This window comes from Streptomyces sp. NBC_01334 (assembly GCF_035983595.1).
Lineage (GTDB): Bacteria > Actinomycetota > Actinomycetes > Streptomycetales > Streptomycetaceae > Streptomyces > Streptomyces coriariae.
The window spans coordinates 1,011,584-1,034,726 of the sequence record NZ_CP130718.1 but is presented as its reverse complement, the minus strand read 5'-3'; the positions used below and the strand labels follow the sequence as shown (position 1 = coordinate 1,034,726).

Annotated in this window: 21 protein-coding genes and 1 pseudogene; 15 read left to right on the top strand and 7 right to left on the bottom strand. The window is 73.6% G+C overall.

Annotated features, from left to right (window positions below; all coding sequences use genetic code 11):
* Nucleotides 1-49: 49 nt before the first annotated feature.
* From OG736_RS04700 to OG736_RS04680, 5 genes are read left to right on the top strand one after another with little or no spacing between them, the layout of a single operon-like run.
* The gene (locus OG736_RS04700; RefSeq protein ID WP_327181286.1) at nucleotides 50-1,375 is read left to right on the top strand and encodes an NAD(P)/FAD-dependent oxidoreductase; all 1,326 of its coding nucleotides are present in this window, start codon (nucleotides 50-52) and stop codon (nucleotides 1,373-1,375) included.
* A complete protein-coding gene (locus OG736_RS04695; protein ID WP_327181285.1) occupies nucleotides 1,369-2,136 on the top strand; it encodes a DUF1365 domain-containing protein in 768 nt (255 codons plus the stop codon). Before OG736_RS04700 ends, OG736_RS04695 begins: the two co-directional genes overlap by 7 nt.
* Nucleotides 2,133-3,419 carry a class I SAM-dependent methyltransferase gene (locus OG736_RS04690; RefSeq protein WP_327181284.1) on the top strand — a complete coding sequence of 429 codons (1,287 nt, stop codon included), beginning with the start codon at nucleotides 2,133-2,135 and terminating at the stop codon, nucleotides 3,417-3,419. Before OG736_RS04695 ends, OG736_RS04690 begins: the two co-directional genes overlap by 4 nt.
* Entirely contained in the window at nucleotides 3,416-4,735 is a 1,320-nt protein-coding gene (locus tag OG736_RS04685; RefSeq protein WP_327181283.1) for a class I SAM-dependent methyltransferase, read from the top strand. Before OG736_RS04690 ends, OG736_RS04685 begins: the two co-directional genes overlap by 4 nt.
* A complete protein-coding gene (locus OG736_RS04680; RefSeq protein WP_327181282.1) occupies nucleotides 4,732-5,532 on the top strand; it encodes a DUF1295 domain-containing protein in 801 nt (266 codons plus the stop codon). The genes OG736_RS04685 and OG736_RS04680 overlap by 4 nt, the downstream gene beginning before the upstream one ends.
* 51 nt (nucleotides 5,533-5,583) lie before the next feature.
* On the opposite strand, the gene OG736_RS04675 is transcribed toward OG736_RS04680, so the two are convergent.
* The 3 genes from OG736_RS04675 to OG736_RS04665 all read right to left on the bottom strand — a co-directional run bounded on the left by OG736_RS04675 (nucleotide 5,584) and on the right by OG736_RS04665 (nucleotide 7,674).
* A complete protein-coding gene (locus tag OG736_RS04675; RefSeq protein ID WP_327181281.1) occupies nucleotides 5,584-6,336 on the bottom strand; it encodes an anti-sigma factor in 753 nt (250 codons plus the stop codon).
* Nucleotides 6,333-6,917 carry a sigma-70 family RNA polymerase sigma factor gene (locus tag OG736_RS04670; protein WP_327181280.1) on the bottom strand — a complete coding sequence of 195 codons (585 nt, stop codon included), beginning with the start codon at nucleotides 6,915-6,917 and terminating at the stop codon, nucleotides 6,333-6,335. The genes OG736_RS04675 and OG736_RS04670 overlap by 4 nt, the downstream gene beginning before the upstream one ends.
* Before the next feature lie 163 nt (nucleotides 6,918-7,080).
* A complete protein-coding gene (locus OG736_RS04665) occupies nucleotides 7,081-7,674 on the bottom strand; it encodes a sigma-70 family RNA polymerase sigma factor (protein ID WP_327181279.1) in 594 nt (197 codons plus the stop codon).
* Between the two features lie 139 nt (nucleotides 7,675-7,813).
* Here OG736_RS04665 and OG736_RS04660 point away from each other — a divergent pair, with 139 nt between their 5' ends.
* Complete coding sequence (locus tag OG736_RS04660) at nucleotides 7,814-8,779, top strand: MerR family transcriptional regulator (RefSeq protein ID WP_327181278.1); 966 nt, start codon at nucleotides 7,814-7,816, stop codon at nucleotides 8,777-8,779.
* 109 nt (nucleotides 8,780-8,888) lie between these two features.
* Here OG736_RS04660 and OG736_RS04655 read toward each other — a convergent pair whose 3' ends face one another.
* Entirely contained in the window at nucleotides 8,889-9,584 is a 696-nt protein-coding gene (locus OG736_RS04655; RefSeq protein WP_327181277.1) for a type 1 glutamine amidotransferase domain-containing protein, read from the bottom strand.
* A 133-nt stretch (nucleotides 9,585-9,717) separates the two neighbouring features.
* Between OG736_RS04655 and OG736_RS04650 the strand changes: the two genes are divergently transcribed.
* Nucleotides 9,718-10,665: a LysR family transcriptional regulator gene (locus tag OG736_RS04650; protein ID WP_442817158.1), complete on the top strand. Its 948-nt coding sequence runs from the start codon at nucleotides 9,718-9,720 to the stop codon at nucleotides 10,663-10,665.
* Between the two features lie 17 nt (nucleotides 10,666-10,682).
* On the opposite strand, the gene OG736_RS04645 is transcribed toward OG736_RS04650, so the two are convergent.
* Nucleotides 10,683-12,056, bottom strand: coding sequence for a cryptochrome/photolyase family protein (locus OG736_RS04645; protein ID WP_327181275.1), 1,374 nt, complete (start codon nucleotides 12,054-12,056; stop codon nucleotides 10,683-10,685).
* Nucleotides 12,057-12,159: 103 nt separating this feature from the next.
* The gene (locus OG736_RS04640) at nucleotides 12,160-13,677 is read right to left on the bottom strand and encodes an SDR family oxidoreductase (RefSeq protein WP_327181274.1); all 1,518 of its coding nucleotides are present in this window, start codon (nucleotides 13,675-13,677) and stop codon (nucleotides 12,160-12,162) included.
* A gap of 124 nt (nucleotides 13,678-13,801) precedes the next feature.
* Between OG736_RS04640 and OG736_RS04635 the strand changes: the two genes are divergently transcribed.
* Nucleotides 13,802-14,308, top strand: a complete 507-nt coding sequence (locus OG736_RS04635; protein ID WP_389047087.1) for a MarR family winged helix-turn-helix transcriptional regulator — start codon at nucleotides 13,802-13,804, stop codon at nucleotides 14,306-14,308.
* Nucleotides 14,309-14,482: 174 nt separating this feature from the next.
* The gene (locus OG736_RS04630; RefSeq protein WP_327181273.1) at nucleotides 14,483-16,609 is read left to right on the top strand and encodes an MMPL family transporter; all 2,127 of its coding nucleotides are present in this window, start codon (nucleotides 14,483-14,485) and stop codon (nucleotides 16,607-16,609) included.
* Nucleotides 16,610-16,902: 293 nt separating this feature from the next.
* On the opposite strand, the pseudogene OG736_RS04625 reads toward OG736_RS04630, so the two are convergent.
* Nucleotides 16,903-17,791, bottom strand: a pseudogene (locus OG736_RS04625) (LysR family transcriptional regulator).
* A 137-nt stretch (nucleotides 17,792-17,928) separates the two neighbouring features.
* Here OG736_RS04625 and OG736_RS47220 point away from each other — a divergent pair.
* The 6 genes from OG736_RS47220 to OG736_RS04600 all read left to right on the top strand — a co-directional run bounded on the left by OG736_RS47220 (nucleotide 17,929) and on the right by OG736_RS04600 (nucleotide 23,035).
* The gene (locus tag OG736_RS47220; RefSeq protein ID WP_350760414.1) at nucleotides 17,929-18,012 is read left to right on the top strand and encodes a putative leader peptide; all 84 of its coding nucleotides are present in this window, start codon (nucleotides 17,929-17,931) and stop codon (nucleotides 18,010-18,012) included.
* Nucleotides 18,013-18,156: 144 nt separating this feature from the next.
* Entirely contained in the window at nucleotides 18,157-19,278 is a 1,122-nt protein-coding gene (gene sfnG / locus OG736_RS04620; RefSeq protein WP_327181272.1) for a dimethylsulfone monooxygenase SfnG, read from the top strand.
* Nucleotides 19,279-19,439: 161 nt separating this feature from the next.
* Nucleotides 19,440-19,994 (top strand): NADPH-dependent FMN reductase, encoded by a 555-nt coding sequence (ssuE, locus tag OG736_RS04615; protein ID WP_020126164.1) that lies wholly within the window; start codon nucleotides 19,440-19,442, stop codon nucleotides 19,992-19,994.
* Nucleotides 19,995-20,001: 7 nt separating this feature from the next.
* Nucleotides 20,002-21,186 carry an SfnB family sulfur acquisition oxidoreductase gene (locus OG736_RS04610; RefSeq protein ID WP_327181271.1) on the top strand — a complete coding sequence of 395 codons (1,185 nt, stop codon included), beginning with the start codon at nucleotides 20,002-20,004 and terminating at the stop codon, nucleotides 21,184-21,186.
* Between the two features lie 105 nt (nucleotides 21,187-21,291).
* On the top strand, nucleotides 21,292-22,437 hold the full coding sequence (locus OG736_RS04605) for an LLM class flavin-dependent oxidoreductase (protein WP_327181270.1): 1,146 nt from the start codon (nucleotides 21,292-21,294) through the stop codon (nucleotides 22,435-22,437).
* 157 nt (nucleotides 22,438-22,594) lie between these two features.
* Nucleotides 22,595-23,035, top strand: a complete 441-nt coding sequence (locus tag OG736_RS04600) for a peptidoglycan-binding protein (protein WP_327181269.1) — start codon at nucleotides 22,595-22,597, stop codon at nucleotides 23,033-23,035.
* The last annotated feature ends 108 nt before the right edge of the window (nucleotides 23,036-23,143 follow it).

Genomic DNA, 23,143 nt, shown 5'->3' with positions numbered 1-23,143 from the left:
GGATTACACGCGACGGCCCCGCCCCGGGGCCGGGCGGGAGGAGCGGACGATGGTGCGGACGACAGCGGCGGCCGGCGGCGAGCCGCGCGGGGGACCCGGAGCCGGGTCCGACGGGCGACGGCGGACGGCGGTCGTGGGCAGCGGGGTGGCCGGGCTGACCGCCGCGCATGTGCTGCGTCGCGGAAACCGCCGGGTCACCCTCTACGAGGCCGACGACCGGCTCGGCGGACACGCCCACACCCACGACCTCACCGCACCGGACGGCCGGATCCACCGTGTCGACTCCGGCTTCATCGTGCACAACCGCCGTACCTACCCCCACCTGCTGCGGCTCTTCGACGATCTCGGCGTCTCCACCCAGGAGTCGGAGATGAGCATGTCCGTACGCTGCGACGGCTGCGGGCTCGAGTACACCGGCGCCCGCGGCCCCGCCGGCCTCCTGGCCCGGCCGCGCAACGCCGTGCGCCTCCCCTACCTGCGCATGCTCGCCGAGGTCCCCGCCTTCCACCGCGCGGCCCGCCGACTGCTGGCCCACGGAGCCGAGGACACCTTCACGCTGGGGGATTTCCTCGACCGCGAGGGATTCTCCGCCTATTTCCGCGCGCATTTCATGACGCCGGTCGTCGCGGCCGTCTGGTCCTGCGACGCCGCCACCGCCCAGCGCTACCCGGCGGCCTATCTGTTCCGGTTCCTGGAGCACCACGGGATGCTCGCGATCGGCGGCTCCCCGGTGTGGCGCACGGTGACCGGCGGCTCGCGCGAGTACGTCGACCGGGTCGCCGAGCGCCTGGACACCGTCCGCACCGGGGCCCCCGTACGGGCCGTGCGGCGCACCGCGGACGGCGCCGAGATCACCACCGACGACGGCCTGAGCGAGGCCTACGACTCCGTGGTGATCGCCGTCCACCCCGACCAGGCGCTGCGCATGCTCGCCGACGCCACCCCGCGGGAGAAGGAGGTGCTCGGCGCGTTCCGCTACGCGCGCAACGTCACCCTCCTGCACACCGACACCGCGGTCCTCCCGCGCGCCCGTCGCGCCCGGGCCTCCTGGAACTACCTGATGCCGTCCTGCGCCGCGGGCGCCGACCACGTCCGGGTCAGCTACGACATGAACCGGCTCCAGCGGCTCGACGCGGCCGAGCCGTACGTGGTCACCCTCGGCGGCGAGGACCGGGTCGCCCCCGGCCGGATCCTCGCCCGCATGACCTACGAACACCCCGTCTACACCCCGGAGTCGGTCGCCGCCCAGCGGGACCTGCCCGGTCTGAACACCACCGTCACCGCGTTCGCGGGCGCGTACCACGGCTGGGGGTTCCACGAGGACGGCTGCCGGTCCGGCGTGACGGCGGCGGCCGCACTGGGGGTGCGATGGTGACCCCCCGGAGCGCGCCGGCCGACCGGGTGGTCACCCCGACGCCCGCCCTGTACCCCTGCACGATCACCCATGTGCGCACCGCACCCCTGCGGTACGTGCTGCGCCACCGCACCCACCTGTGGCTGGTCGACGTCGACCACCCGCCCGAACTCCCGCGTCCGCTGAGGGCGTTGACCCGCTTCGACGCGCGCGACCACTTCACCGGCGACGAGCCCGGCATCCGGGCGGGCCTGGACGCCTTCCTGGCGGCGCACGGCGTCGACCTGGCGGGCGGCCCGGTGCTCATGCTCACCCAGGCCCGCGTGTTCGGACACGTCTTCAACCCGCTCACCGTCTACTGGTGCCACGGCCCCGACGGCGAGCCGCGCTGCGTGGTCGCCGAGGTCCACAACACCTACGGCGAACGCCACTGCTATCTGCTCGACACGGACGCCGACGGCAGGGCGGGGACCGACAAGGAGTTCTACGTCTCGCCGTTCTTCCCCGTCGACGGCCACTACCGCATGCGGCTGCCCAGGCCGGACGAGCGGCTCGACCTCACCGTGCACCTCGAACGTGCCGGCGGGCGCCCCTTCACCGCAACCGTGCGGGGCACGCGAAGGGAAGCAACGAACGGGCGGCTGCTGCGCCAGGCGCTGCGCCGCCCGTGGTCCACCGTCGCCGTCTCCGCGGCCATCCGACTGCACGGCATCCGCCTCTACCTGCGCGGCCTGCCAGTCCGACCCCGTCCCGACCACCGCACCGGAGAGAACAACCCATGACGTACGTCGAGCCCCGCCCCACCACCGTGCGGCGGGGTGACTGCCACGCCGTCCCGCACACGGACGCCGCACACCGGCCCGGCGTGGCCGCCCCGCCGTCCGCCGCCCGCGTCCGGACCGCCGTGACCGGCGCCGTCGTCCGCCGGGCACTGGACCGGCTGCCGCTGCGGGCACGCTACGCGGACGGCACCTCCGTGGGCCGGGGCGGCCCGCTGCTGGAGATCCGGGACCCGCGCGCCTTCCACGCCCGGATCGGCGCGCACGGCCTGATCGGCTTCGGCGAGTCCTACATGGCCGGCGAGTGGGACGCGCCCGACCTGGTCGCCCCGCTCACCGTGCTCGCCGCCCACGCGGCCGACCTGATCCCGGCCCCGCTGCAGCGCCTGCGCGGCCGGTGGGCCCCGCGGCAGCCGCACCACCGGCGCAACACCCCGGACAACGCCCGCGCCAACATCAGCCGCCACTACGACCTGTCCAACGACCTCTTCACCCTGTTCCTGGACGAGACACTCACCTACTCCTCGGCGCTCTTCCGCGGCTTCCCCGCCCGCTGGGACCTGCTCGCCGCCGCCCAGCACCGCAAGATCGACCGGCTGCTCGACCTCGCGCGCGTCCGGCGCGGCACCCGGCTGCTGGAGATCGGCACCGGCTGGGGCGAACTGGCGCTCCGGGCCGCGGCGCGCGGCGCCCACGTCACCTCGCTCACCCTCTCCGGTGAACAGCGCGACCTGGCCCTCGCCCGGATCCGGGACGCGGGCCTCGCCGACCGGGTCTCGGTCGAGCTGTGCGACTACCGCGAGGCACGCGGGAGCTACGACGCCGTCGTCAGCGTCGAGATGATCGAAGCCGTCGGCGAGGAGTTCTGGCCGGTCTACTTCCGCACCCTCGACGACCGACTCGCCCCCGGCGGCCGGGCCGCCCTGCAGGCCATCACCATGCCCCACGAGCGGATGCTGGCCAGCCGGGACACCCACACCTGGATCCAGAAGTACATCTTCCCCGGCGGCCTGCTGCCCTCCGTCGAGGCCGTCGAGCGCACGGTCCGCGACCACACCCGGCTGACCGTCGCCCGCCGCGACGGCTTCGGCGCGCACTACGCCGAGACGCTGCGGCTGTGGCGCGAACGGTTCACCGAGCGCGCCGACGAGGTCGCCGCCCTCGGTTTCGACGCCACCTTCCGTCGGATGTGGACTCTCTACCTCGCCTACTCGGAGGCCGGCTTCCGCTCCGGTTACCTCGACGTCCAGCAGTACCTGTTCGCCAAGGAGGACCCGACCCGATGACCGACGTGCGCACCGCCCGCGCCGCGCGGCCCGGCGCCGCCCACCGGCTCGCCGCTCTCGTCGAGGAGACGCTCGGCACGGCCCTGCCCCTCCGGCTGCGCGCCTGGGACGGCAGCGAGGCGGGGCCGGCGGACGGCCCCGTCGTGGTCGTACGCTCCCGCCGCGCCCTGCGCCGGCTGCTCTGGGAACCCGGCGAACTCGGCCTCGCCCAGGCCTATGTGACCGGCGAGCTCGACATCGAGGGCGACCTCGGGCACGCGCTGCGCACCCTCGGGGCGGCCGCCCGGGAACGGGGCCCGCACGCCCCGCGGCCCGGCCTCGCCGACCGCACCCGCGCCGCGGCCGAGGCGCTGCGGCTCGGCGCCGTCGGACCGCGCCCGGCGCCGCCCGCCGCCCGGGCCCGGCTGCGCGGCGGCCTGCACAGCAGGGCCCGGGACCGGGCCGCGATCAGCCACCACTACGACCTGTCCGACGACTTCTACCGCCTGCTTCTCGGCGAGCCGATGGCCCACTCGTGCGGCTACTGGGCGGACGAGGACCCGGACCGCACACCCGCCGAGGCCCAGTACGCCAAGCTGGAACTGGTCTGCCGCAAGCTCGCCGTCGTCCCCGGCGCGCGGCTGCTCGACATCGGGTGCGGCTGGGGCTCGCTCACCCTGTACGCCGCCGAGCGGCACAAGGCCCAGGTCACCGCCGTCACCCTGGCGCACGAACAGGCCGCGTACGTGCGGCGCAAGGTGCGCGAACGGGGTCTGGAGCACCGGGTCGAGGTGGTGTGCCAGGAGTACCGGGACATCGACGGCGGGGCCTACGACGCCGTCGCCACCGTCGAGACGGGCGAACACGTCGGGGACGCCGAATACCCCGCCTTCGCCGCCGCGCTGCGCAGGTTGGTCCGCCCGCGTGGCCGGGTGCTCGTGCAGCAGATGTCGCGAGGGCGCAGCGCGCCCGGCGGCGGTCCGTTCATCGGGGCCTGCATCGCCCCCGACCTGCACATGCGGCCGCTCGGCGAGACCGTCACCTTCCTGGAGGGCGCCGGTCTCGAGGTGCGGTCCGCCGAGTCGCTGCGCGAGCACTACGCGCGCACCGTCGCCGCCTGGCACCGCACGCTGGAGGACCGCTGGGCCGACGCGGTGCGGCTCGTCGGTGCGGAGACGGCCCGGGTGTGGCGGCTCCGTCTGGTCGGCGGGGCGCTCGCCTTCGAGGAGGGCCGCATGGGCGTCGACCAGATCCTCTGCGTACGGCCGACCTCGCTGGGGGACAGCGGGATGCCCGGCAGTCCTGAGGGCTGGTACGCGGGGCTGGAGCGGTCATGAGCGGGTTCCCCTGGGGCGCGTTCGCGCTCAACCTCGCCTGGTCCGCCGTGGCCGTGCTCGCCGTCCTGCTCGCCACCTTCGCCCTGGCCGTACGCAAGGGCGTACACCGTCTCGTGGACGTCGCCTGGGGACTCGCCTTCGCCGCCGTCGCCCTCGTGACCTGCGTGGTCTCCGCCGGGCACGGCGACACCGGGCGCCGTGTCCTCGTGACCGTCCTGACGGCCGTCTGGGGGCTGCGGCTGGCCGCGCACATCGCGCGCCGCGGCCGCGGCCACGGAGAGGACCCCCGCTACGATGCGATGCTCGCGAAGGCGCCCGGCAGCCGGAACCTGTACGCGCTGCGCATGGTGTACCTGCTTCAGGGCGCCCTGGTGTGGCTGGTGTCGCTGCCGGTCCAGACCGCGCAGTACGTGCCGGCGCAGATGACCGCGTTCGCCTGGGCCGGCACCGCGCTGTGGGCGGTGGGCATGTTCTTCGAGGCGGTGGGCGACGCCCAGCTCGCCCGGTTCAAGGCGGATCCGGCCACCCGGGGCCGGGTCATGGACCGCGGTCTGTGGCGCTACACCCGGCACCCCAACTACTTCGGGGACTTCTGTGTCTGGTGGGGCCTGTTCCTCATCGCGTGCGACTCCGGCGCCTCTGCCCTGGTCGCTCTCGTCTCGCCGCTCGTGATGAGCTTCCTGCTGATCAGGGGCAGCGGAAAGCCGCTCCTGGAACGGCACATGGCCGAGCGGCCCGGTTACGCCGAGTACGTCTCGCGGACGAGCGGCTTCTTCCCGCTTCCGCCCAGGCGCTGACCAGGCGCTGACCGGGCGTCGACCGGGCGCCGACCCGGGCGGCCGCCCGGGTCAGGTGGGGAACGGCAGCAGCGCGACGGGCTGCGAGGTGGGCTCCTTCGAGCCGCCCGCCGGCTCGACCGTGATGCCCATCGCGGACGCGCCGTCCACCGTCCCCCGCAGCACCACCGCCTGGCTCGTGCGACGCGGGTCCATCAGCCCCGCGTCGCGCATGACGCCGTGCTCGTCGAACCACAACTGGTAGACCTTGCCGCCGGGCGGTTCGGCCATCCCGGCGGCGAGGAACACGGCACGGTCGCGGCCGGCGGACACCACCACGGTCCCCTCGGCCCCGTCCGCCAGCCGGACCGTGCGCGAGCGGGCGTCGGGCGCGGCGAGCACCGCGGACAGTTCCGCGGACGCGCGCTGGGAGCGGCCTGCCTCGGCCCGGGCGTCCTCGGCGCGCTGGTACTGCCACACCGTCGTGCCGCCCAGCGCGGCCGTCGCCGCCAGGCAGGCGGCCAGGATCCAGCGGGACGCCCACCACGCCCTTCGTGCCCTGCGTCCGGAGCGGCCCCAGGGTGTCCGGGCCGGGGTGTCCTGCCGGACCTCGGCGATCCGCCGCAGCACCCGGTCCCGCCCGCCGGGCGCCGGCCGCACCGACACCGCCAGCCCCAGCCGGGCGGCCGTCGCGGTGAACTCCCCGACCTCATCGGCACAGGCCTCGCAGTCCGTGAGATGGCGTTCGAAGGCGGCGCGCTCGTCGTCCTCCAGGGCGTGCAGGGCGTACGCGCCCGACAGCGTGTGCAGATCCGACGTGATCACGAGCTCACCCCCAGGCAGTCGCGCAACCGGATCAGCCCGTCGCGGAGGCGGGTCTTCACGGTGCCGAGCGGCACCGCCAGCGCCTCGGCGACCTGCCGGTAGGTCAGCCCCCGGTAGTAGGCGAGTTCCACGGCCTGCCGCTGGAGCTCGGTCAGCGTGCGCAGACAGCGCCGGACCTGCTCCCGTTCGAGCCGGGCCTCCACCTGCTCGATGACCTCGTCGTACTCGGGCGCGTGGTCGAGCAGGGCGGCCCGGTGCTCGCGCGCCGCCGCGGCCTGCACCGACCGGACCCGGTCGACGGCCCGCTGATGCGCCATGGTCAGCACCCAGTTGACGGCCGAGCCGCGCTCGGGGCGGTACCGGGGAGCCGAGCGCCACACCTCCACCAGCACCTCCTGGGCCACCTCCTCGGACTGCGCCCGGTCGCGCAGCACCGCGCGCACCACCCCCAGCACCGGCCCCGCGACGATGTCGTACAGACCGGCGAAGGCCTCCTGGTCGCCCAGGGCCACCGCGCCCAGCAGTTCCTGGGGATCCGGCTGGGAGGCCGGGTTCCGGACGATGTGGACGGCTTCTTTCACGGGGGGATCCTTCGGGAGTGCGGCTGGCCCGGACGTAATCCGGTGCACGAGGGGCGGGGGATTGGTCCGCGCCCGCTGTTCCTCGACCGACTCGAATGCAGCGTTTGTGCGTCGAATTTCGGTTCGCCCGGGGAACGCGCGTGCGGAAGGGGGCCGGGGGGCCTCAGCCGTACGGCCCGGGCTCCAGGCGGCCGCGCAGCCGCAGCATGCCGCGCCGGGCGTGGCTCTTGACCGTGCCCAGCGGCCAGCCCGTGCGCTCGGCGATCTGCGTCTGTGTCAGGTCCTCGTAGAAGGTCAGCCGCAGCACCTGCCGCTGGGGTGCCGGGAGCCGGGCCAGCTCGCCGCGCACCAGGACGCGGTCCAGGACCTCCTCGGGGCGACCGCGTCCCGGGTCGCGCAGGGTCAGCCAGGAGCCGGCCGAGGCGACGAGTTCCTGGCGGCGGGTCCGGGCGGCCAGCGCGTCGGCGATCTTGCGCCGGGTGATGCCCACGATCCAGCCGCCGAGCGCGCCCCGCTCGGGCCGGTAGCCCGCACGCCCGTTCCACACGCCGAGGAACACCTGTTGGGTGACGTCCTCGGCCTCCTTGGCGTCGCCCAGGGAACGCCAGGCGAGCGAGTGCACCAGGGCGCGCCAGCGGTGGTACACGGCGGCCAGGGACGCCTCGTCCCCCGACGCCAGGCCCCGGGCGAGTTCCTCGTCGGCGAGCGACTCCTGCGTCGGGGCGGGACGGGGTTCGGCGGTCGGCTGCGGGCTCATGACGACGGCTCCTCGCGTCGGGCGGCCTGCGCTCAGGCCGGTCCGGGACGTGCTCCGGGGCGGGCCCCGGTCACCTCATCCTGCGAGCCGCACACCAGGCGCCTCAACATGCATCGTTTCTGCGTCGTATCGTCGCCCCATGAGCGCATTCGCGAGCCCCGACGAGGCCGGCCTGACGACCGGGGCGCTGGCCCGCCGACTGGGCGTGGCGCCCACCACCCTGCGTTCCTGGGACCGCCGGTACGGCATCGGGCCCGCCGTCCGCGCCGACGGGCGGCACCGGCGCTGGCGGGCGACGGACGTGGCGGTACTGGAGACGATGTGCCGGCTCACCGCGTCCGGTGTGCCCCCCGCGGACGCGGCCCGGGCGGCGAAGGAGGGGGTGCTCCGGCCTGCTGCCGAACCGGCGCGCGCGGTGGCCGAGCGGCCGGCCGCGGCGGGCGCGCTGCCGCTCGGCGGCGACGTCCGCCAGGAGTGCCGGGGGCTGGCCCGCGCCGCCGTGCGGCTCGACGCGCCGGCCGTCGCGGAGCAGCTGGCCACGGCCGTCGAACGGCACGGACTCACCGTCGCCTGGCAGGAGGTGATGGTCCCCACGCTGCACGCCGTTGGACGCAAGTGGGCCTCGTCCGGCGACCGGTACGTCGAGGTGGAGCACCTGCTGTCCTGGCACGTCTCCACCGCCCTGCGCCGGGCCACCCGCCCTGTCGTGGCGGGGGACGCGGCGGGCGGGCCGGGGCCGGTGGTGCTGGCCTGTGTGCCGGGCGAACAGCACAGCCTGCCGCTGGAGGCACTGAACGCGGGGCTCGGTCAACTCGACGTCCCCACCCGGATGTTCGGGGCGGCCGTGCCCGTCGAGGCGCTGACCGCGGCCGTGCAGCGGCTGGGCCCGGTCGCCGTGGTCCTGTGGGCCCAGGCCCGCTCCACCGCGAGCCTGCCCCTCGCCCGGCACATCGCCGAGACCCGCTGGGGCGTCACCGGAGCCCGCCGCGCCCCGACCGTGATGCTCGCCGGCCCCGGCTGGGCCGGCCGCCCCGTCCCGGGCCTGCCCCGTCCGACCGGCCTGAGCGACGCCCTGACCGTCCTGGCCGGCACCCACGCCCCCTGACGAGCGGCGCCCACCCGCCGCGCGGATCCGCGGGCCCGGTGCCGCACCCGCCCCGCCTGCCCCGCGTGGGCCCGGTGGGGTGGTCGGGCTCGGCGGGGCGGCGGGCGAGTCAGCCCAGGTGCTTCAGGAGTTCCGCGGCGAGAGGGGCCGAGGAGGCCGGGTTCTGGCCGGTGATCAGGTTGCGGTCCACCACCACGTGCGGTGCCCACGGCTCGCCGACCCGGACTTCGACGCCCGCCTCGGTCAGCCGGTCCTGGAGCAGCCACTTGGCCTTGTCGCCCAGGCCGGCCTGGAGCTCCTCCGCGTTGGTGAACGCGGCGACCCGGTAGCCCGCGAAGGCGTTGGAGCCGTCCTCGGTCACCGCGGCGAGCAGCGCGGCGGGGCCGTGGCAGACGACACCCAGGGGCTTGCCCGAGCGGAGGGCGTCTACCAGGAGCCGACCGGAGACGGCGTCGACCGCCAGGTCCTCCATGGGGCCGTGCCCGCCCGGGTAGAAGACGGCCGCGTGGTCGCCCAGGTCCACGTCCTCCAGCCGCACCGGCCGTCGCAGCTCCGGCATGGCGTCGAGCGCGGCGGCGATCCGGTCGGCGGCCTCCTGACCGCCGTTGACCTCCGCGGCCAGGCTGCCCCGGTCCACGGTGGGGACGACACCGCCCGGCGTGGCGACGACGACCTCGTGGCCGGCCGCCCGGAACGCCTCGTACGGGGCGACGGCCTCCTCCGCCCAGAAGCCGGTGGGGTGCAGGGTGCCGTCGGCGAGCGTCCAGTGGTCGGCGCCGGTCAGCACGAAGAGGATCTTGGCCATGGGTGAACTCCGGAAGTGTCGGTGCCGGGGTTCGCGAATCGCGGACCGCCGGCGCGTGTGGTGCCTTGTCGAACCTAGGCGGTCGAGGCATAGGGATCCAATGAGGATTCCAATGCCCGACATAGGGCTTCCTATGGGTGCGGGAGGAATACTGGGCCAGGTGGAACATACCGACGGCCGCCCCGCCGAGCATCTGGACCTGAACCTGCTGCGCACCTTCCTCGCGGTGTACCGCTCGGGCTCGTTCACCGGAGCGGCGCAGTTGCTGGGCCTGTCCCAGCCGACGGTGACGACGCAGATGCGCGCGCTGGAGCGGCAGGCCGGGCGCGAGCTCTTCGAGCGGCTCCCGCGGGGCGTCTCGCCGACCGCCGTGGCCGACGAGCTCGCGGCCCGGGTCTCCGCGCCGCTCGACGAGCTGGCCACCGTGGCCGGTCCGGACCCGGCGGCCGGCCGGGCCGACCCGGTGCACCTCGCCGGCCCCGCCGAACTGCTGTGCACCCGCGTGATCCCGGCGCTGGCGCCGCTGGTGGCAGGGGGAGTCCGGCTGCGCGTCGCCACCGGCCTGACCGACCCGCTGCTCGAGGAACTGCGGGCGGGACGGCACGACCTGGTCATCGCCACCACCAGGCCGCGCGGCCGCACCCTGACCGCGGTCCCGCTGATGGACGAGGAGTTCGTGCTGGTCGCCGCCCCGGTGTGGGCCGACCGGCTGCGCGGACCGCTGGCCGCCGACGGGCCGACGGCACTGCACTGCGTCCCGCTGGTCACCTACGCCGAGGACCTGCCCATCGCGCGCCGCTACTGGCGGCACGTCTTCGGCCGCCGCCTGTCGGGCTCCGCCGCGGTGACCGTGCCCGACCTGCGCGGTGTGCTGGCCGCGGTCGTCGCGGGGGCGGGGATCACCGTGCTGCCCCGCTACCTCTGTCTCGGCGAGCTGGACTCCGGCGCCCTCGTCCCGCTGCACGAGCCACCGGACCCGCCGATCAACACGGCGTTCCTCGTCCAACGCCCCGGCGCGGTGGAGAACGGGGACGTGATCCGGGTCCGCGATCTCCTGCTGGCCGCGGCACCGGCCTGGTGAGGAAGGGCGGCGAGCGCTCAGGAGCGCTCCCTGGCCCGCCGGAAGCGGGCGAGTCCCTCGGAGAGCTCGACGATCGGATCCGGGTAGTCGAGCGCCGCCCGGTCCGGGCCCGGCAGCCTCCACGGCTCGTGCACCGCGGGCGCCGCCACGCCCTCGAGCTCCGGCAACCAGCGCCGTACGTACCGCCCGTCGGGGTCGTACCGCTTCGCCTGGGTGACGGGGTTGAGGACCCGGTTGGGCCGCGAGTCGGTGCCGGTCCCCGCCATCCACTGCCAGTTGAGCTGGTTGTTGGCCACGTCCCCGTCGACCAGCAGATCCAGGAAGTGCCGGGCGCCGATCCGCCAGTCGACGTACAGCGTCTTGGTGAGGAAGCTCGCGGTGAGCAGCCGGCCCCGGTTGTGCATCCACCCCTCGTGGCTCAGCTGCCGCATCGCCGCGTCCACCACCGGATAGCCGGTACGGCCCGCCCGCCAGGCCTCGACGTCCTCGCCCGCCGTCCGCTCCGAACGCCAGCGGTCGTGTTTGGTGCGGTAGTCGGCACTCGCCGCGGCGGGCCGGGCCGCCAGCACCTGGCGGTGGAAGTCGCGCCAGGCCAGCTGCCGCACGAACGCCTCGGCTCCCGGCCCGCCCGCGCGGCGCGCCCGGTGCACGAGCTCCACCGGGGACAGGGTGCCGAAGTGCAGATGCGGCGAGAGCCGGGAGGTCGCGTCGCCCGCCAGGTCGTCGTGCCGGTCCTCGTAGGCGTCGATGCCCGACCGCAGCCAGGCGGTGACCCGCTCGCGGCCCTCCTCCTCGCCCCCGGGGGCCAGCCCCGGCGACAGTCCGGCCAGCCCCTTCCGGGTGGGCAGCTCCTCGGAACCGACCCCGTCCGGCACCCGCACGGTCCGCGGCGCGCCGAGCGGCTCGCGCAGCCGCCACTGCGACCAGTGCCGGAAGTACGGCGTGAAGACGGCGAAGTGGTCCGAGGAGACCGGGGTCACCGCACCGGGACCGACGGCGGTCGTCACCGCGTCGTGCACATGCAGCCGTACGCCCTCCGACTCCAGCGCGCGCCGCAGCCGTTCCTCCCGGCGCCGGGCGTGCGCGCTCCCGTCGGCGGCCAGGTGGACCTCGTCCGCTTCGGCCTCGGCGGCCACCCGGCACACCTGCTCGACCAGATCGCCCGAGCGCACGACGAGCCGGCCGCCCCGCTCGCGCAGCCCCGCGTCGAGATCGCGCAGACAGTCGGCGAGGAACGCCAGCCGGTTCGGCGCGGCGAACCCGGCACCGTCCACGGCCCGGTCGCGCACGAACAGCGGGACGACCTGCCGCGCCCCGTCGAGGGCCGCGCGCAGCGGCGGGTGGTCGTGCAGACGCAGGTCCGCGGTGAACAGGACGACCGAGACGTTCATGGCAGGGCTCCGGGGCAGGGGTTCGGACGGTCACCTGATTCCGGCAAGCGGCGCCCGGCGGATGCAGGGGGTGGGCGGCGGGCGGGCCGCCGCCCACGGTCGGTCAGCCGACCGGCTCCCCCTCGCGCGCCACCGCGTCGGCCACCGCCGCCTGGGCGATGTTGCGGGCCATGCCGCCGAAGACGAGGGCGTGGAAGGGGGAGATGCTCCACCAGTAGGCGTGGCCGAGCAGCCCGTGCGGATGGAACAGAGCGCGCTGTCGGAACCGGGTACGGCCACCGGCGTCGGTCTGCGCGTACATCTCCAGCCAGGCCAGGCCCGGCAGCCGCATCTCGGCCCGCAGCCGGAGCAGATGTCCGCGTTCGATCTCCTCGACCCGCCAGAAGTCCAGCGAGTCGCCCACCCGCAGCCGGGCTGCGTCCCGGCGGCCGCGGCGCAGCCCCACCCCGCCGACCAGCCGGTCGAGCCGGCCGCGGACGGCCCAGGCGAGCGGGAAGGAGTACCAGCCGTTGTCGCCGCCGATGCCCTCGATCACCCGCCACAGGGACTCCCGAGGAGCGTCGACGACCAGTTCGCGGACGTCGGTGTAGAGGCTTCCGCCCGCCCAGCCGGGGTCGGTGGGCAGCGGGTCGCTGGGGGCGCCCGGGAAGGACGCGGAGGACCACCGGGTGGCGACCCGTGCTTCCCGCACACTGCGCAGGGCGAGCCGGACCGCCTCGTCGAAGCCGAGCGGATGGCCGGGCGGGTCCGGCACGTACCGGGCGATGTCGTGCTCGTGGCAGACCACCTCGTGCCGCAGCGACTCGGTGAGCGGCCGCGCGATCGAGGCCGGCACCGGGGTCACCAGCCCGACCCAGTGGCTGGACAGCCGCGGGGTGAGCACCGGCACGGACAGGATGAGCCGGCGGGGCAGTCCGGCGATGACGGCGTAGCGGATCATCATCTCGCGGTACGTCAGGACGTCCGGCCCGCCGATGTCGAAGGCCCGGCTGACGTCGTCCGGCATCCCGGCGGAGCCGACGAGGGCGCGCAGCACGTCGCGGACGGCCACGGGCTGGATCCGGGTGTGCACCCAGCTCGGGGTGACCATCACCGGCAGCCGCTCGGTCAGATAGCGCAGCATCTCGAAGGAGACCGAGCCCGAGCCGATCACGACCGCGGCCCGCAGCACGGTGGTGGGCACCCCCGAGTGCAGCAGGATCCTCCCCACCTCGGCCCGTGAGCGCAGATGCGGCGAGAGCTCCCGCTCGGGCACCCCGGCCGGGGTGAGGCCGCCGAGGTAGACGATGCGGCGCACGCCCGCCGCCCGCGCCTGCTCCCCGAAGATCCGTGCCGCCCGTCGGTCGGTCTCCTCGAAGTCCTCACCGGTGCCCAGCGCGTGCACCAGGTAGTACGCGACGTCGACGCCCCGCAGGGCCGCCGCGACCGACGTGGCGTCCGTGACGTCGCCGCGCACCCGGTCGACGTCGCCGGCCCACTCGTGGTCGCGCAGCCGGTCGGGGGAGCGGGCCAGACAGCGCACCCGGTGGCCCGCCGCCAGCAGCTCCGGGACGAGCCGGCCGCCGATGTATCCCGTGGCGCCGGTCACCAGGCACAGTGTGCCCCGGCCGTCTGCGGTCATGAGTCCTCGCTCCTTCGCGTCGGTGGCCCTCTCGCAGATCGCTTCCACGCGCGGGAGGGCCGCGGATGCGGCAGGGACTTGTGCGCACGAACGAGTGATCGCGGACGGCGACTACGCTGGCCCCGTGGCCACAGCGAACGACCGTGAGGGGCGGGTGCCGGGACAGCCGTCCGAGGCGTCCGGGACGCCGACCGACCTGCATGCCTTCGCGGTTCGGCTGCGGCGGATGAACGGCGAGATCAACCGGCTGGTGCACGGCTTCGCGGGCGACCAGGGGCTGCACGCGACGGACGTCCAGGCACTCGCCGCGATCCTGGACGCCGACGGGCCGATGACCCCGAAGCGACTGCGCGAGCATCTCGGGCTCACCTCCGGCGCCGTCACCGCGTGCGTGGACCGGCTGGAGCGCGCGGGGCACATCCGCCGGGTCCGGGAGAGCGCCGACCGCAGGGTGGTCCACCTGTACTACGCGGCCGACGCCAAGTCGGTGGCCCGCACCTACTTCCGGCCGCTGGCCGAGGCGACCCGGGCCGCGCGCTCGCGGTTCACCGAGGACGAGCTGTCGGTGGTGCTGCGCTTCCTCACGGCGATGGGCGAGGAACTGTCCGGGATCACTCCTCCCGGCCGCTGAAAAAGCCGCGGTCCGTCGCATCCGGCGACCGGCCGAGGGCAGAAGGACAGGCAACGTCTAAGATCACTCGGCGGAAACCTACTCAATCATTGAGATTGTTTGTTGTTGAGATATCTTTCCCGTCGAGCTGGCCCTGCCACTGCCCGAGCCCTTTCCTTCCGGAGCTGGAGAACGATGTCCACCACCCCCCGACGCGCCCGCTGGCTCGTCCCGGTCCTCCTCGTCGCCGTGTGGCTCGGCGTCGGCGGCGTCCTCGGTCCCTACGCCGGACGGCTGGGCGAGGTCGCCACCAACGACCAGGCCGCCTTCCTGCCCCGCAGCGCCGAGTCCACGGAGGTCATCACCGCGCAACGCGCCTTCCGGCAGAACGAGACCCTCCCGGCGATCGTCGTCTGGACCGCGGGCACCGGAGCCGGCGGCACCGGGATCGAGGACCGGCTGGACGCCGCCGGCCAGGCGCTCGCCTCCCTCGCCGACGACCGGGGCGTGTCCGGCGACGTGTCGCCCGCACTGCTCTCCGAGGACGGGGAGGCCGTCGAGGGCGTGGTGCCCCTGCGCCCCGACCTCGGGGACGACCTCGCCGCCACCCTCGACCGGATCCGCGCCGCCGCCGAACGCGTCCCCGGCACGACGGTCCGACTGGCCGGACCGGCCGCGACCCAGGCCGACCTGTCCGACGCCTTCGCCGGCATCGACGGACTGCTGCTCGCCGTCGCGCTGGCCACCGTCCTCGTCATCCTGCTGCTCGTGTACCGCAGCGTGCTGCTCCCGCTGGTGATCATCCTCGGCGCGGTCTTCGCGCTCGGCCTCGCGTGCGCGGTCGTCTACGCACTCGCCGACCACGACGTGGTGCGCGTCGACGGGCAGGTCCAGGGCATCCTCTCGATCCTCGTGATCGGCGCCGCCACCGACTACGCCCTGCTGCTCACCGCCCGCTACCGGGAGGAACTCGCCGCGCGCACCGACCGGTTCGCCGCCATCACGGCCGCGTTGCGCAAGTCCTGGGGCGCCGTGGTGGCCAGTGCCGCGACCGTCGCCCTGGGACTGCTCGCCCTGCTGCTCAGCGACCTCACCAACAACCGAGCCCTCGGACCGGTCGGCGCCATCGGCATCGGCTGCGCCGTGCTCAGCACGCTGACCTTCCTGCCCGCCGTCCTGGTCCTCCTCGGCAAGGCCGCGTACTGGCCCGCCCGGATGACGACGGGCGGCGCGGGCCACGGCGTCTGGCGGCGCGTCGCCGGCCTCGTCGACCGGGCGCCGCGCCGGGTCTGGGCGGTGACACTCGCCGTCCTGCTGACCGGGGCCGCCTTCGCCCCGACGCTCGCCTCGAAGGGCGTCCCCCTCGACGAGACCTTCGTCAACGACGCACCCTCCGTCGCGGCGCAGGAGACCCTCGGCCGGCACTTCCCCGGCGGCTCCGGCAACCCCACCGTGGTCGTCGCGAACGCCGACCGGCTGGCGCAGGTCCTCGGCGCGGCCCGGGACACCGAGGGCGTCGCCTCGGCGGCAGGCGCCACCGCCTCTGGCCGGCCCGGCGGCGAACCCCTGGTGGTCGACGGGCGGGTCCGGGTCGATGTCACCCTCGACTCCGCCGCCGACGGCGACGCGGCCCTGCGGACCGTGGCGCGCCTGCGCACCTCCCTGCACGCCGTCCCCGGCGCGGACGCCCTCGTCGGCGGCTACACGGCCCAGCGGTACGACACCCTGCGCACCGCCGAACGCGACCGCACCCTCATCGTCCCCGTCGTCCTCGCCATCATCTTCCTCATCCTGACGGCCCTGCTGCGCTCGCTGCTGATGCCCGCGCTGCTGGTGGCCACGGTGGCGCTGAACTTCCTCGCCACGCTGGGCGTCTCCGGTCTCGTGTTCCGGCACGTGTTCGGCTTCAGCGGCACCGACCCGTCCGTGCCGCTGTACGGCTTCGTCTTCCTGGTGGCGCTGGGCGTCGACTACAACATCTTCCTCATGTCCCGGGTGCGTGAGGAGTCCCTGCGGCACGGCGTCCGCGAGGGCGTCCTGCGGGGCCTGGTCACCACCGGCGGCGTCATCACCTCGGCCGGGGTGGTGCTCGCCGCCACGTTCGCCGCGCTCGGGGTGATCCCGCTGGCCTTCCTCGCCCAGATCGCCTTCATCGTCGCCTTCGGCGTGCTGCTCGACACGCTCGTGGTGCGCTCGCTGCTGGTGCCCGCGCTGGTGCGGGACATCGGCGCCCCCGCCTGGTGGCCCGGCCGGCTCGGTCGCGGCGGCGACAAGGCAGGTGACGAGCCGTCGGTCGAGCCGTCGGTGAGGACCGGAACATGACGGCGCGGATCCAGGGCAAGCGCATCCCAGAGAGATTGACCGTTTCGCATCGGGAGGTGTCCGCCGCTATGGGCGCGAAGGTGTTGGAGCGTTTCCCCGCAGGATCCCCGCGAGGGTCGTGGCCGGCGGAGGAGTATGCGGCGCGGCGACGGGCCGAGGGGGAGCCCGCGACCGTGGTCATGGACCTGAAGTCGGACGCCTTCCTCGTCGTGGTCCCGCTCGGCGACGAGGACTGAGCCCCCGGCGGGCACGCGCTGCCCGGGCGCGACGGGACGGCCACCCCCAGGCCGTCCCTACGGCGCCTCGGGCGCCGCGCTCAGCGTCCGTGCCGTGCGCACGAAGACCTCGTGCAGGTCCCGAGCGGCCTGGGGTACGGATTCCGCCCGCCGCCGTTGCAGCATCAGCAGCACCTGTGTCGTGTCGCCGCTGATCGGCCGGTGGGTGAGCGCCCCGCGCCGCTCCAGCGGATCCCGCGCCCAGCCCCTCGGCCACCATCAGCTTGCCCATCTCCGCCCCGTCGGTGGAGTACGCGAAGGACAGACCGCGCCCGTCGAGCAGCCGATGGACGTAGCGATGCATGACATAGCCCGACCGCATCCCGATCAGCGGTACGTCGAGCAGGTCCTCCACCGACACCGACGGCGCGGAGGCCAACGGGCTGTCGGGGCGCATGCACACCACCGGCCGGCCGCGCAGCAGCTCGGTGGACTCGAACTCGGCGGGCACGTCGTCGCCCTCCAGATGGTTGACCAGGCCCAGGTCGAACCCGCCCTCCAGCAGGGTCCGGTGGATGTCGGTCTGCTGGGCGCCCACCACCTCCACCTGGGTGACGGGATGCGCGGCGCGGAACTCCCGGACCACCGGGATGAGCAGCGGCACGGTCGCCGCGTTCACCGTGCCGACCCGCACCATCCGGCTGATCCGGTGCCGCTCGCCCGCCGCCGAGCGCAGCCGGTCCACCGCGTCCAGCACCCCGATGATGTGCGGCAGGAGTTCCCGGCCCGACGCGCTCATGGTCGCACCGGACCGTTTGCGCTCCAGGAGATCCACCCCGAGCTCACGCTCCAGGTTCCGCACCGTCTCGCTCAACGCGGGCTGGGAAAGCCGTAGTTCCTCGGCGGCCCGACGCAGCGAACCGAGCCGGGTGACGGCCGCGATGTATTCCAGCTGTTCCGTACGCACGACGGAAGAATGCGGGCCCGTCCGGCGCCCGTTCAAGGGTTTCCCTGTCACACCTTCGTGAAATTCAATGGTCCGCGATACGAGACCGGTCGGGTTTGCCTTGACTGCCGTCGCAGACGGCTGCCACGATCGAGGACATGAAGATGCGACTGGACCTCACGCGGCGACGCCATGTCGACCTCGCGCGCGTCTCCAGCGCCTCCTGTTGCGCCGCGGCCTGATCCTTCCTCGCGATCCGCCGCGCTTTTCCTTTTCCCCGCCTGAATTCACCGCGCCCGCCCACCTCTTGGCGTCCGCAGCCCGTCGGTGCCGCCGTGCCCCGTGAATTCGGCGTGCCCGAAAGTATTCCGCACCAGGAGTTCCGCATGCCCGCCGCGCCCGTGAAATTCGCCTACTGGGTCCCCAATGTCAGCGGGGGACTCGTCACCAGCAAGATCGAGCAGCGCACCGACTGGGGGTACGACTACAACCGGGAACTCGCCGTCCTCGCCGAGAACAACGGCTTCGACTACGCCCTCAGCCAGGTCCGTTACATGGCCAGCTACGGCGCCGAGTACCAGCACGAGTCGACCAGCTTCAGTCTCGCCCTGCTCCTGGCCACCCAGCGCCTGAAGGTGATCGCCGCCGTCCATCCCGGCCTGTGGCACCCCGGAGTGCTCGCCAAACTGGGCGCCACCGCCGACCACCTCTCGAACGGCCGGTTCGCCGTGAACGTCGTGTCCGGCTGGTTCAAGGGCGAGTTCACCGCACTGGGTGAGCCCTGGCTGGAGCACGACGAACGCTACCGGCGCTCCGAGGAGTTCATCCGCGCCCTGCGCCAGATCTGGACCGAGGACCACACCGAACTCGCCGGTGACTTCTACCGGTTGCGCGACTTCTCCCTCAAGCCCAAGCCCCTCAACACCCCCGAGCGCCCGCACCCCGAGATCTTCCAGGGCGGCAACTCCACCGCCGCCCGGCAGATGGCCGGCCGGGTCTCCGACTGGTACTTCTCCAACGGCAAGGACTTCGACGGGGTCGTAGAGCAGATCGCCGACGTGCGCGCCTCGGCCGAACAGGCAGGCCGCAGGGCACCGAAGTTCGGGCTCAACGCCTTCCTCATCGCCCGGGACACCGAGGCCGAGGCCCGCGACACGCTCCGGGAGATCGTCGCCCAGGCCGACAGCGAGGCCGTCGAGGGCTTCGGCACCGCCGTCAAGCAGGCCGGCGCGTCCACCGCCGACGGCAAGGGCATGTGGCAGGACTCCGGCTTCGAGGACCTCGTCCAGTACAACGACGGATTCCGGACCGGCCTCATCGGCACCCCGGAGCAGATCGCCGAGCGCATCGTCGCCTACAAGAAGCTCGGCGTCGACCTGCTCCTCCTCGGCTTCCTGCACTACCACGAGGAGGTCGAGTACTTCGGCAAGCGCGTCCTGCCCCTGGTCCGCGAGCTGGAGGCGCAGCTCCCGGACACCCGGGAGGAGTCCGTCCCCGCGCAGGGCTGACCGTCCCCGCACGCTCCACGACCCCGGCGCCCACCAGCGCCGCGAGGTCGGCCGCCGGGTCCTCGCGGGCGAACTGCCCGAACCCGCCCGGTACTCCTGACCGCTCCCACCGGAGCGCCCCGCCCTGCCGGGGTGCCCCGGGCTCCTTCGAAAGAGGACCCATGGCCACCGTCCTGTCCGTCTCCGGCAGCCCTTCCGCCTCCTCCCGCACCGGCCGTCTGCTGCGCCACCTCGACCAGCGGCTCGCCCTCCAGGGGCACGAGGTGATCCCGCTCGACGTCCGTACGATCCCGGCCGAGGCCCTGCTCGGCGCGGACTTCCGCCACCCCGCGATCGTCGAGGCCACCGAGCTCTTCGCGCGCGCCGACGGTGTCATCGTGGGCACCCCGGTCTACAAGGCGTCCTATTCCGGTGTCCTCAAGGCGCTCCTCGACCTGCTCCCGCAGTACGCGCTCACCGGCAAGACGGTCCTGCCGCTGGCCACCGGCGGATCCACCGCCCATGTCCTCGCCATCGACTACGCCCTGCGCCCCGTGCTCAACTCCATGGGCGCGGCCCACATCGTGCAGGGCTGGTTCACCCTGGACAAGGACATCACCGCCCACGAGGACGGCTCCGTCACGGTCGCCCCGACCGCCACCGAGGCGCTGACCCACGTCGTCGACCAGTTCTCGGCCGCGCTCGGGCGGACGCCGTACCTGGCCGCTGCGAGCTGAGCGCACGATGTCCGCCCATGTCATCGCCGACGACGCCGAGGCCCTCGCCGTCGCCGCCTCGCTGGCCGAGGAGTTCCGTGCCGGAGCATCCGCACGCGACACCGAACGGCACCTGCCGCGAAACGAGTTGGACAAGCTGTCGGCCTCCGGTCTGCTCGCCGTCACCGTCCCCGCCGACCACGGCGGGGCGGACGTGAGCGCCCTGACCCTCGCGGAGATCTTCCGTCTGCTCGGCACCGCCGACGGCAGCCTCGCCCAGATCCCGCAGAGCCATTTCGCCTACGTCAATGTGATCCGCCGTCAGGGAACCGAGGAGCAGCGGAAGTTCTTCTTCGCCGAGCTGCTCGTCGGCCGGCGCTTCGGCAACGCCCAGTCGGAGGCCGGCGGCAAGCACGTCCAGGACATCCGCACCCGTCTGGAGTCCCGGCCGGACGGCTCGTACGTCCTGACCGGTGTCAAGCACTACTCCACCGGCGCCCTCTTCGCCGACTGGATCCCGGTGCTGGCCCGGGCCGAGGACGACAGGCTGCACGTCGCGTACGTGCCGTCCGACGCGCCCGGCCTCACCGTGATCGACGACTGGGACGGGCTCGGCCAGCGGACGACGGCCAGCGGCACCGTCCGCCTGGACGGCGTGCCGGTGCCGGGTGACCGGGTCCTGCCGCACCACCTCACCTTCGAGGGGCCGCAACTCCACGGAGCGGTAGCCCAGTTGCTGCACTCCGCGATCGACGCGGGGATCGCTGCGGGCGCGCTCGCCGAGGCGGCTGAGTTCGTGCGGACGAAGAGCCGGCCGTGGTTCGAGAGCGGCGTCGAGACGGCCGCCGAGGATCCGCTGCTGATCCAGCGGTTCGGTGAACTCGACCTGGAGGTGCGGGCGTCGGAGGCGTTGCTGCGCGAAGCCGCCCGGTCGGTCGACGCGGCACGCGCCGATCTCACCGACGACACGGCCGCCGAGGCCTCCCTCGCGGTCGCCGCCGCGAAGGTACAGGCGGCACGGGCGGCGGTGGAGGTCTCCAGCGCCCTGTTCGAGGTGTCCGGGACCCGGTCGGCCCTCGACTCCCTGAATCTGCACCGGCATTGGCGCGACGCCCGCACCCACACCCTGCACGATCCGACCCGCTGGAAGATCCAGCACCTCGGGCGGTTCGTGCTGAACGGCACCCGGCCGCCGCGCCACGGCCTGCTCTAGCCCGCAACGACCGCCTCAGCCCGCCCGCCCACCAGCAGCTCGGCAACGCAGCAGACCGGCAGCCCGGCAGACCGGCCGACGGACATTCCTGATCGGAGACCCCACGTGCCCCTCACCTTCCACTGGTTCCTTCCCACCAACGGCGACAGCCGCCATGTCGTCGGCGGCGGCCACGGCACCCCCGCCACCGCCTCCGGAAGGGACCGGCCGCCGACGGTCGCCTACCTGAGCCAGATCGCCCGCGCCGCGGAGGACCTCGGCTTCGTGGGCGTGCTCACCCCCACCGGGGCCTGGTGCGAGGACGCCTGGCTGACCACGGCCATGGTCAGCCAGCACACCGAGCGGCTCAAGTTCCTGGTCGCGTTCCGGCCCGGCTTCGTCTCGCCGACGCTCGCCGCGCAGATGGCCTCCACCTTCCAGCGGCAGACCGGCGGACGGCTCCTGCTGAACGTCGTCACCGGCGGCGAGAGCCACGAACAGCGGGCCTACGGCGACTTCCTGGACAAGGACGACCGCTACCGCCGGACCGGTGAATTCCTCCAGATCGTCAGGGAGTTGTGGGAGGGCAAGACCGTCGACCTGGAGGGCGAGCACCTCCGGGTCGAGGACGCGAAGCTGGCCCGGGTGCCGGACCCGGTGCCTGAGGTGTACTTCGGCGGGTCCTCGCCGATCGCCGGTGAGATCGCCGCGAAGTACGTCGACGTCTACCTCACCTGGGGCGAGCCGCCGGCCCAGGTCGCGGAGAAGATCGCCTGGATCCGGGGGCTCGCGGCGAAGGAGGGGCGGACGCTCCGGTTCGGCATCCGGCTCCATGTCATCACCCGGGACACCTCGGAGGAGGCCTGGGCGGAGGCGGACCGGCTGCTCGCCGGGTTCGACGCGGAGACCGTGCGGTCCGTCCAGGCCGGGCTCGCGCGCAGTGAGTCCGAGGGGCAGCAGCGGATGCTCGCGCTGCACGGCGGCGGCAGCCGGGACGGGCTGGAGATCCATCCCAACCTCTGGGCCGGGATCGGCCTGGTCCGTGGCGGCGCGGGGACCGCGCTGGTGGGCAGCCATGAGGAGGTCGCCGGGCTCATCAAGGAGTACGCGGCGCTGGGGATCGAGGAGTTCGTGCTCTCGGGGTATCCGCATCTGGAGGAGGCGTACTGGTTCGGGGAGGGTGTGCTGCCCCGGCTGGCCGGGGAGGGGCTGTGGCGGCATCCGTTCCGTACGGACGTCGCTCACTCGGCGCAGGTTCCCTTCGCGAGTTGAGGGGGCCTTCCGCTCGCGCCGCGACCGCACGGGAATTCGGTGAGCAATTCAATCGAACATTCAACTGGCGAACATTCAACTGGCGAACATTCAACGGGCTTTGCCCGAGGGGCTGTCCGTGTCGAATTCTTCTCGATTCGTCATTAACATAGTCCGTATGAATGCGACACCGGAGTTCTACGTGGTAAGGGCGGGCGACTCGCTCGCCAAAATCGCGGCCAAGTTCCATGTGTCCCTGGCCCAGATCAAGGAGTGGAACCCACAGATCAAGAATTTCAACCTCATCCACCCGGGAGACCGCGTCCGCGTGGTCGCACCGAGTGAGGAGCCGGACGGCGAGTTCGAGCCCTTCCCGGGCAAGGACTTCTTCCAGCCGTCCGTGAGCAGCCCGATCATCGAGGTCATGGGCTGGCGTCTCATCGAGGAGGGCTGCTCGGCGTACCCCGACGAGCCAGACCTCCAGTGGAGCGAGGCCGATCGCAGGTCCTACGCCAAGTGGCAGCAGAAACTCGGCTTCACCGGAAGTGACGCCGACGGCATTCCGGGGCGGGGCTCGTGGGAGAAGCTCCATGTACCCGCTCTCCACATGAGTGAATAGCCCGCCCACGGCGCTGACGAAGGAAGGTCGGCAATGGGCATTTCCCTGGCGGCCGGGGACAGTACCCGGGGCAGTGCCCGACGCCTCGCTCTCGGACCGCGTACCCGG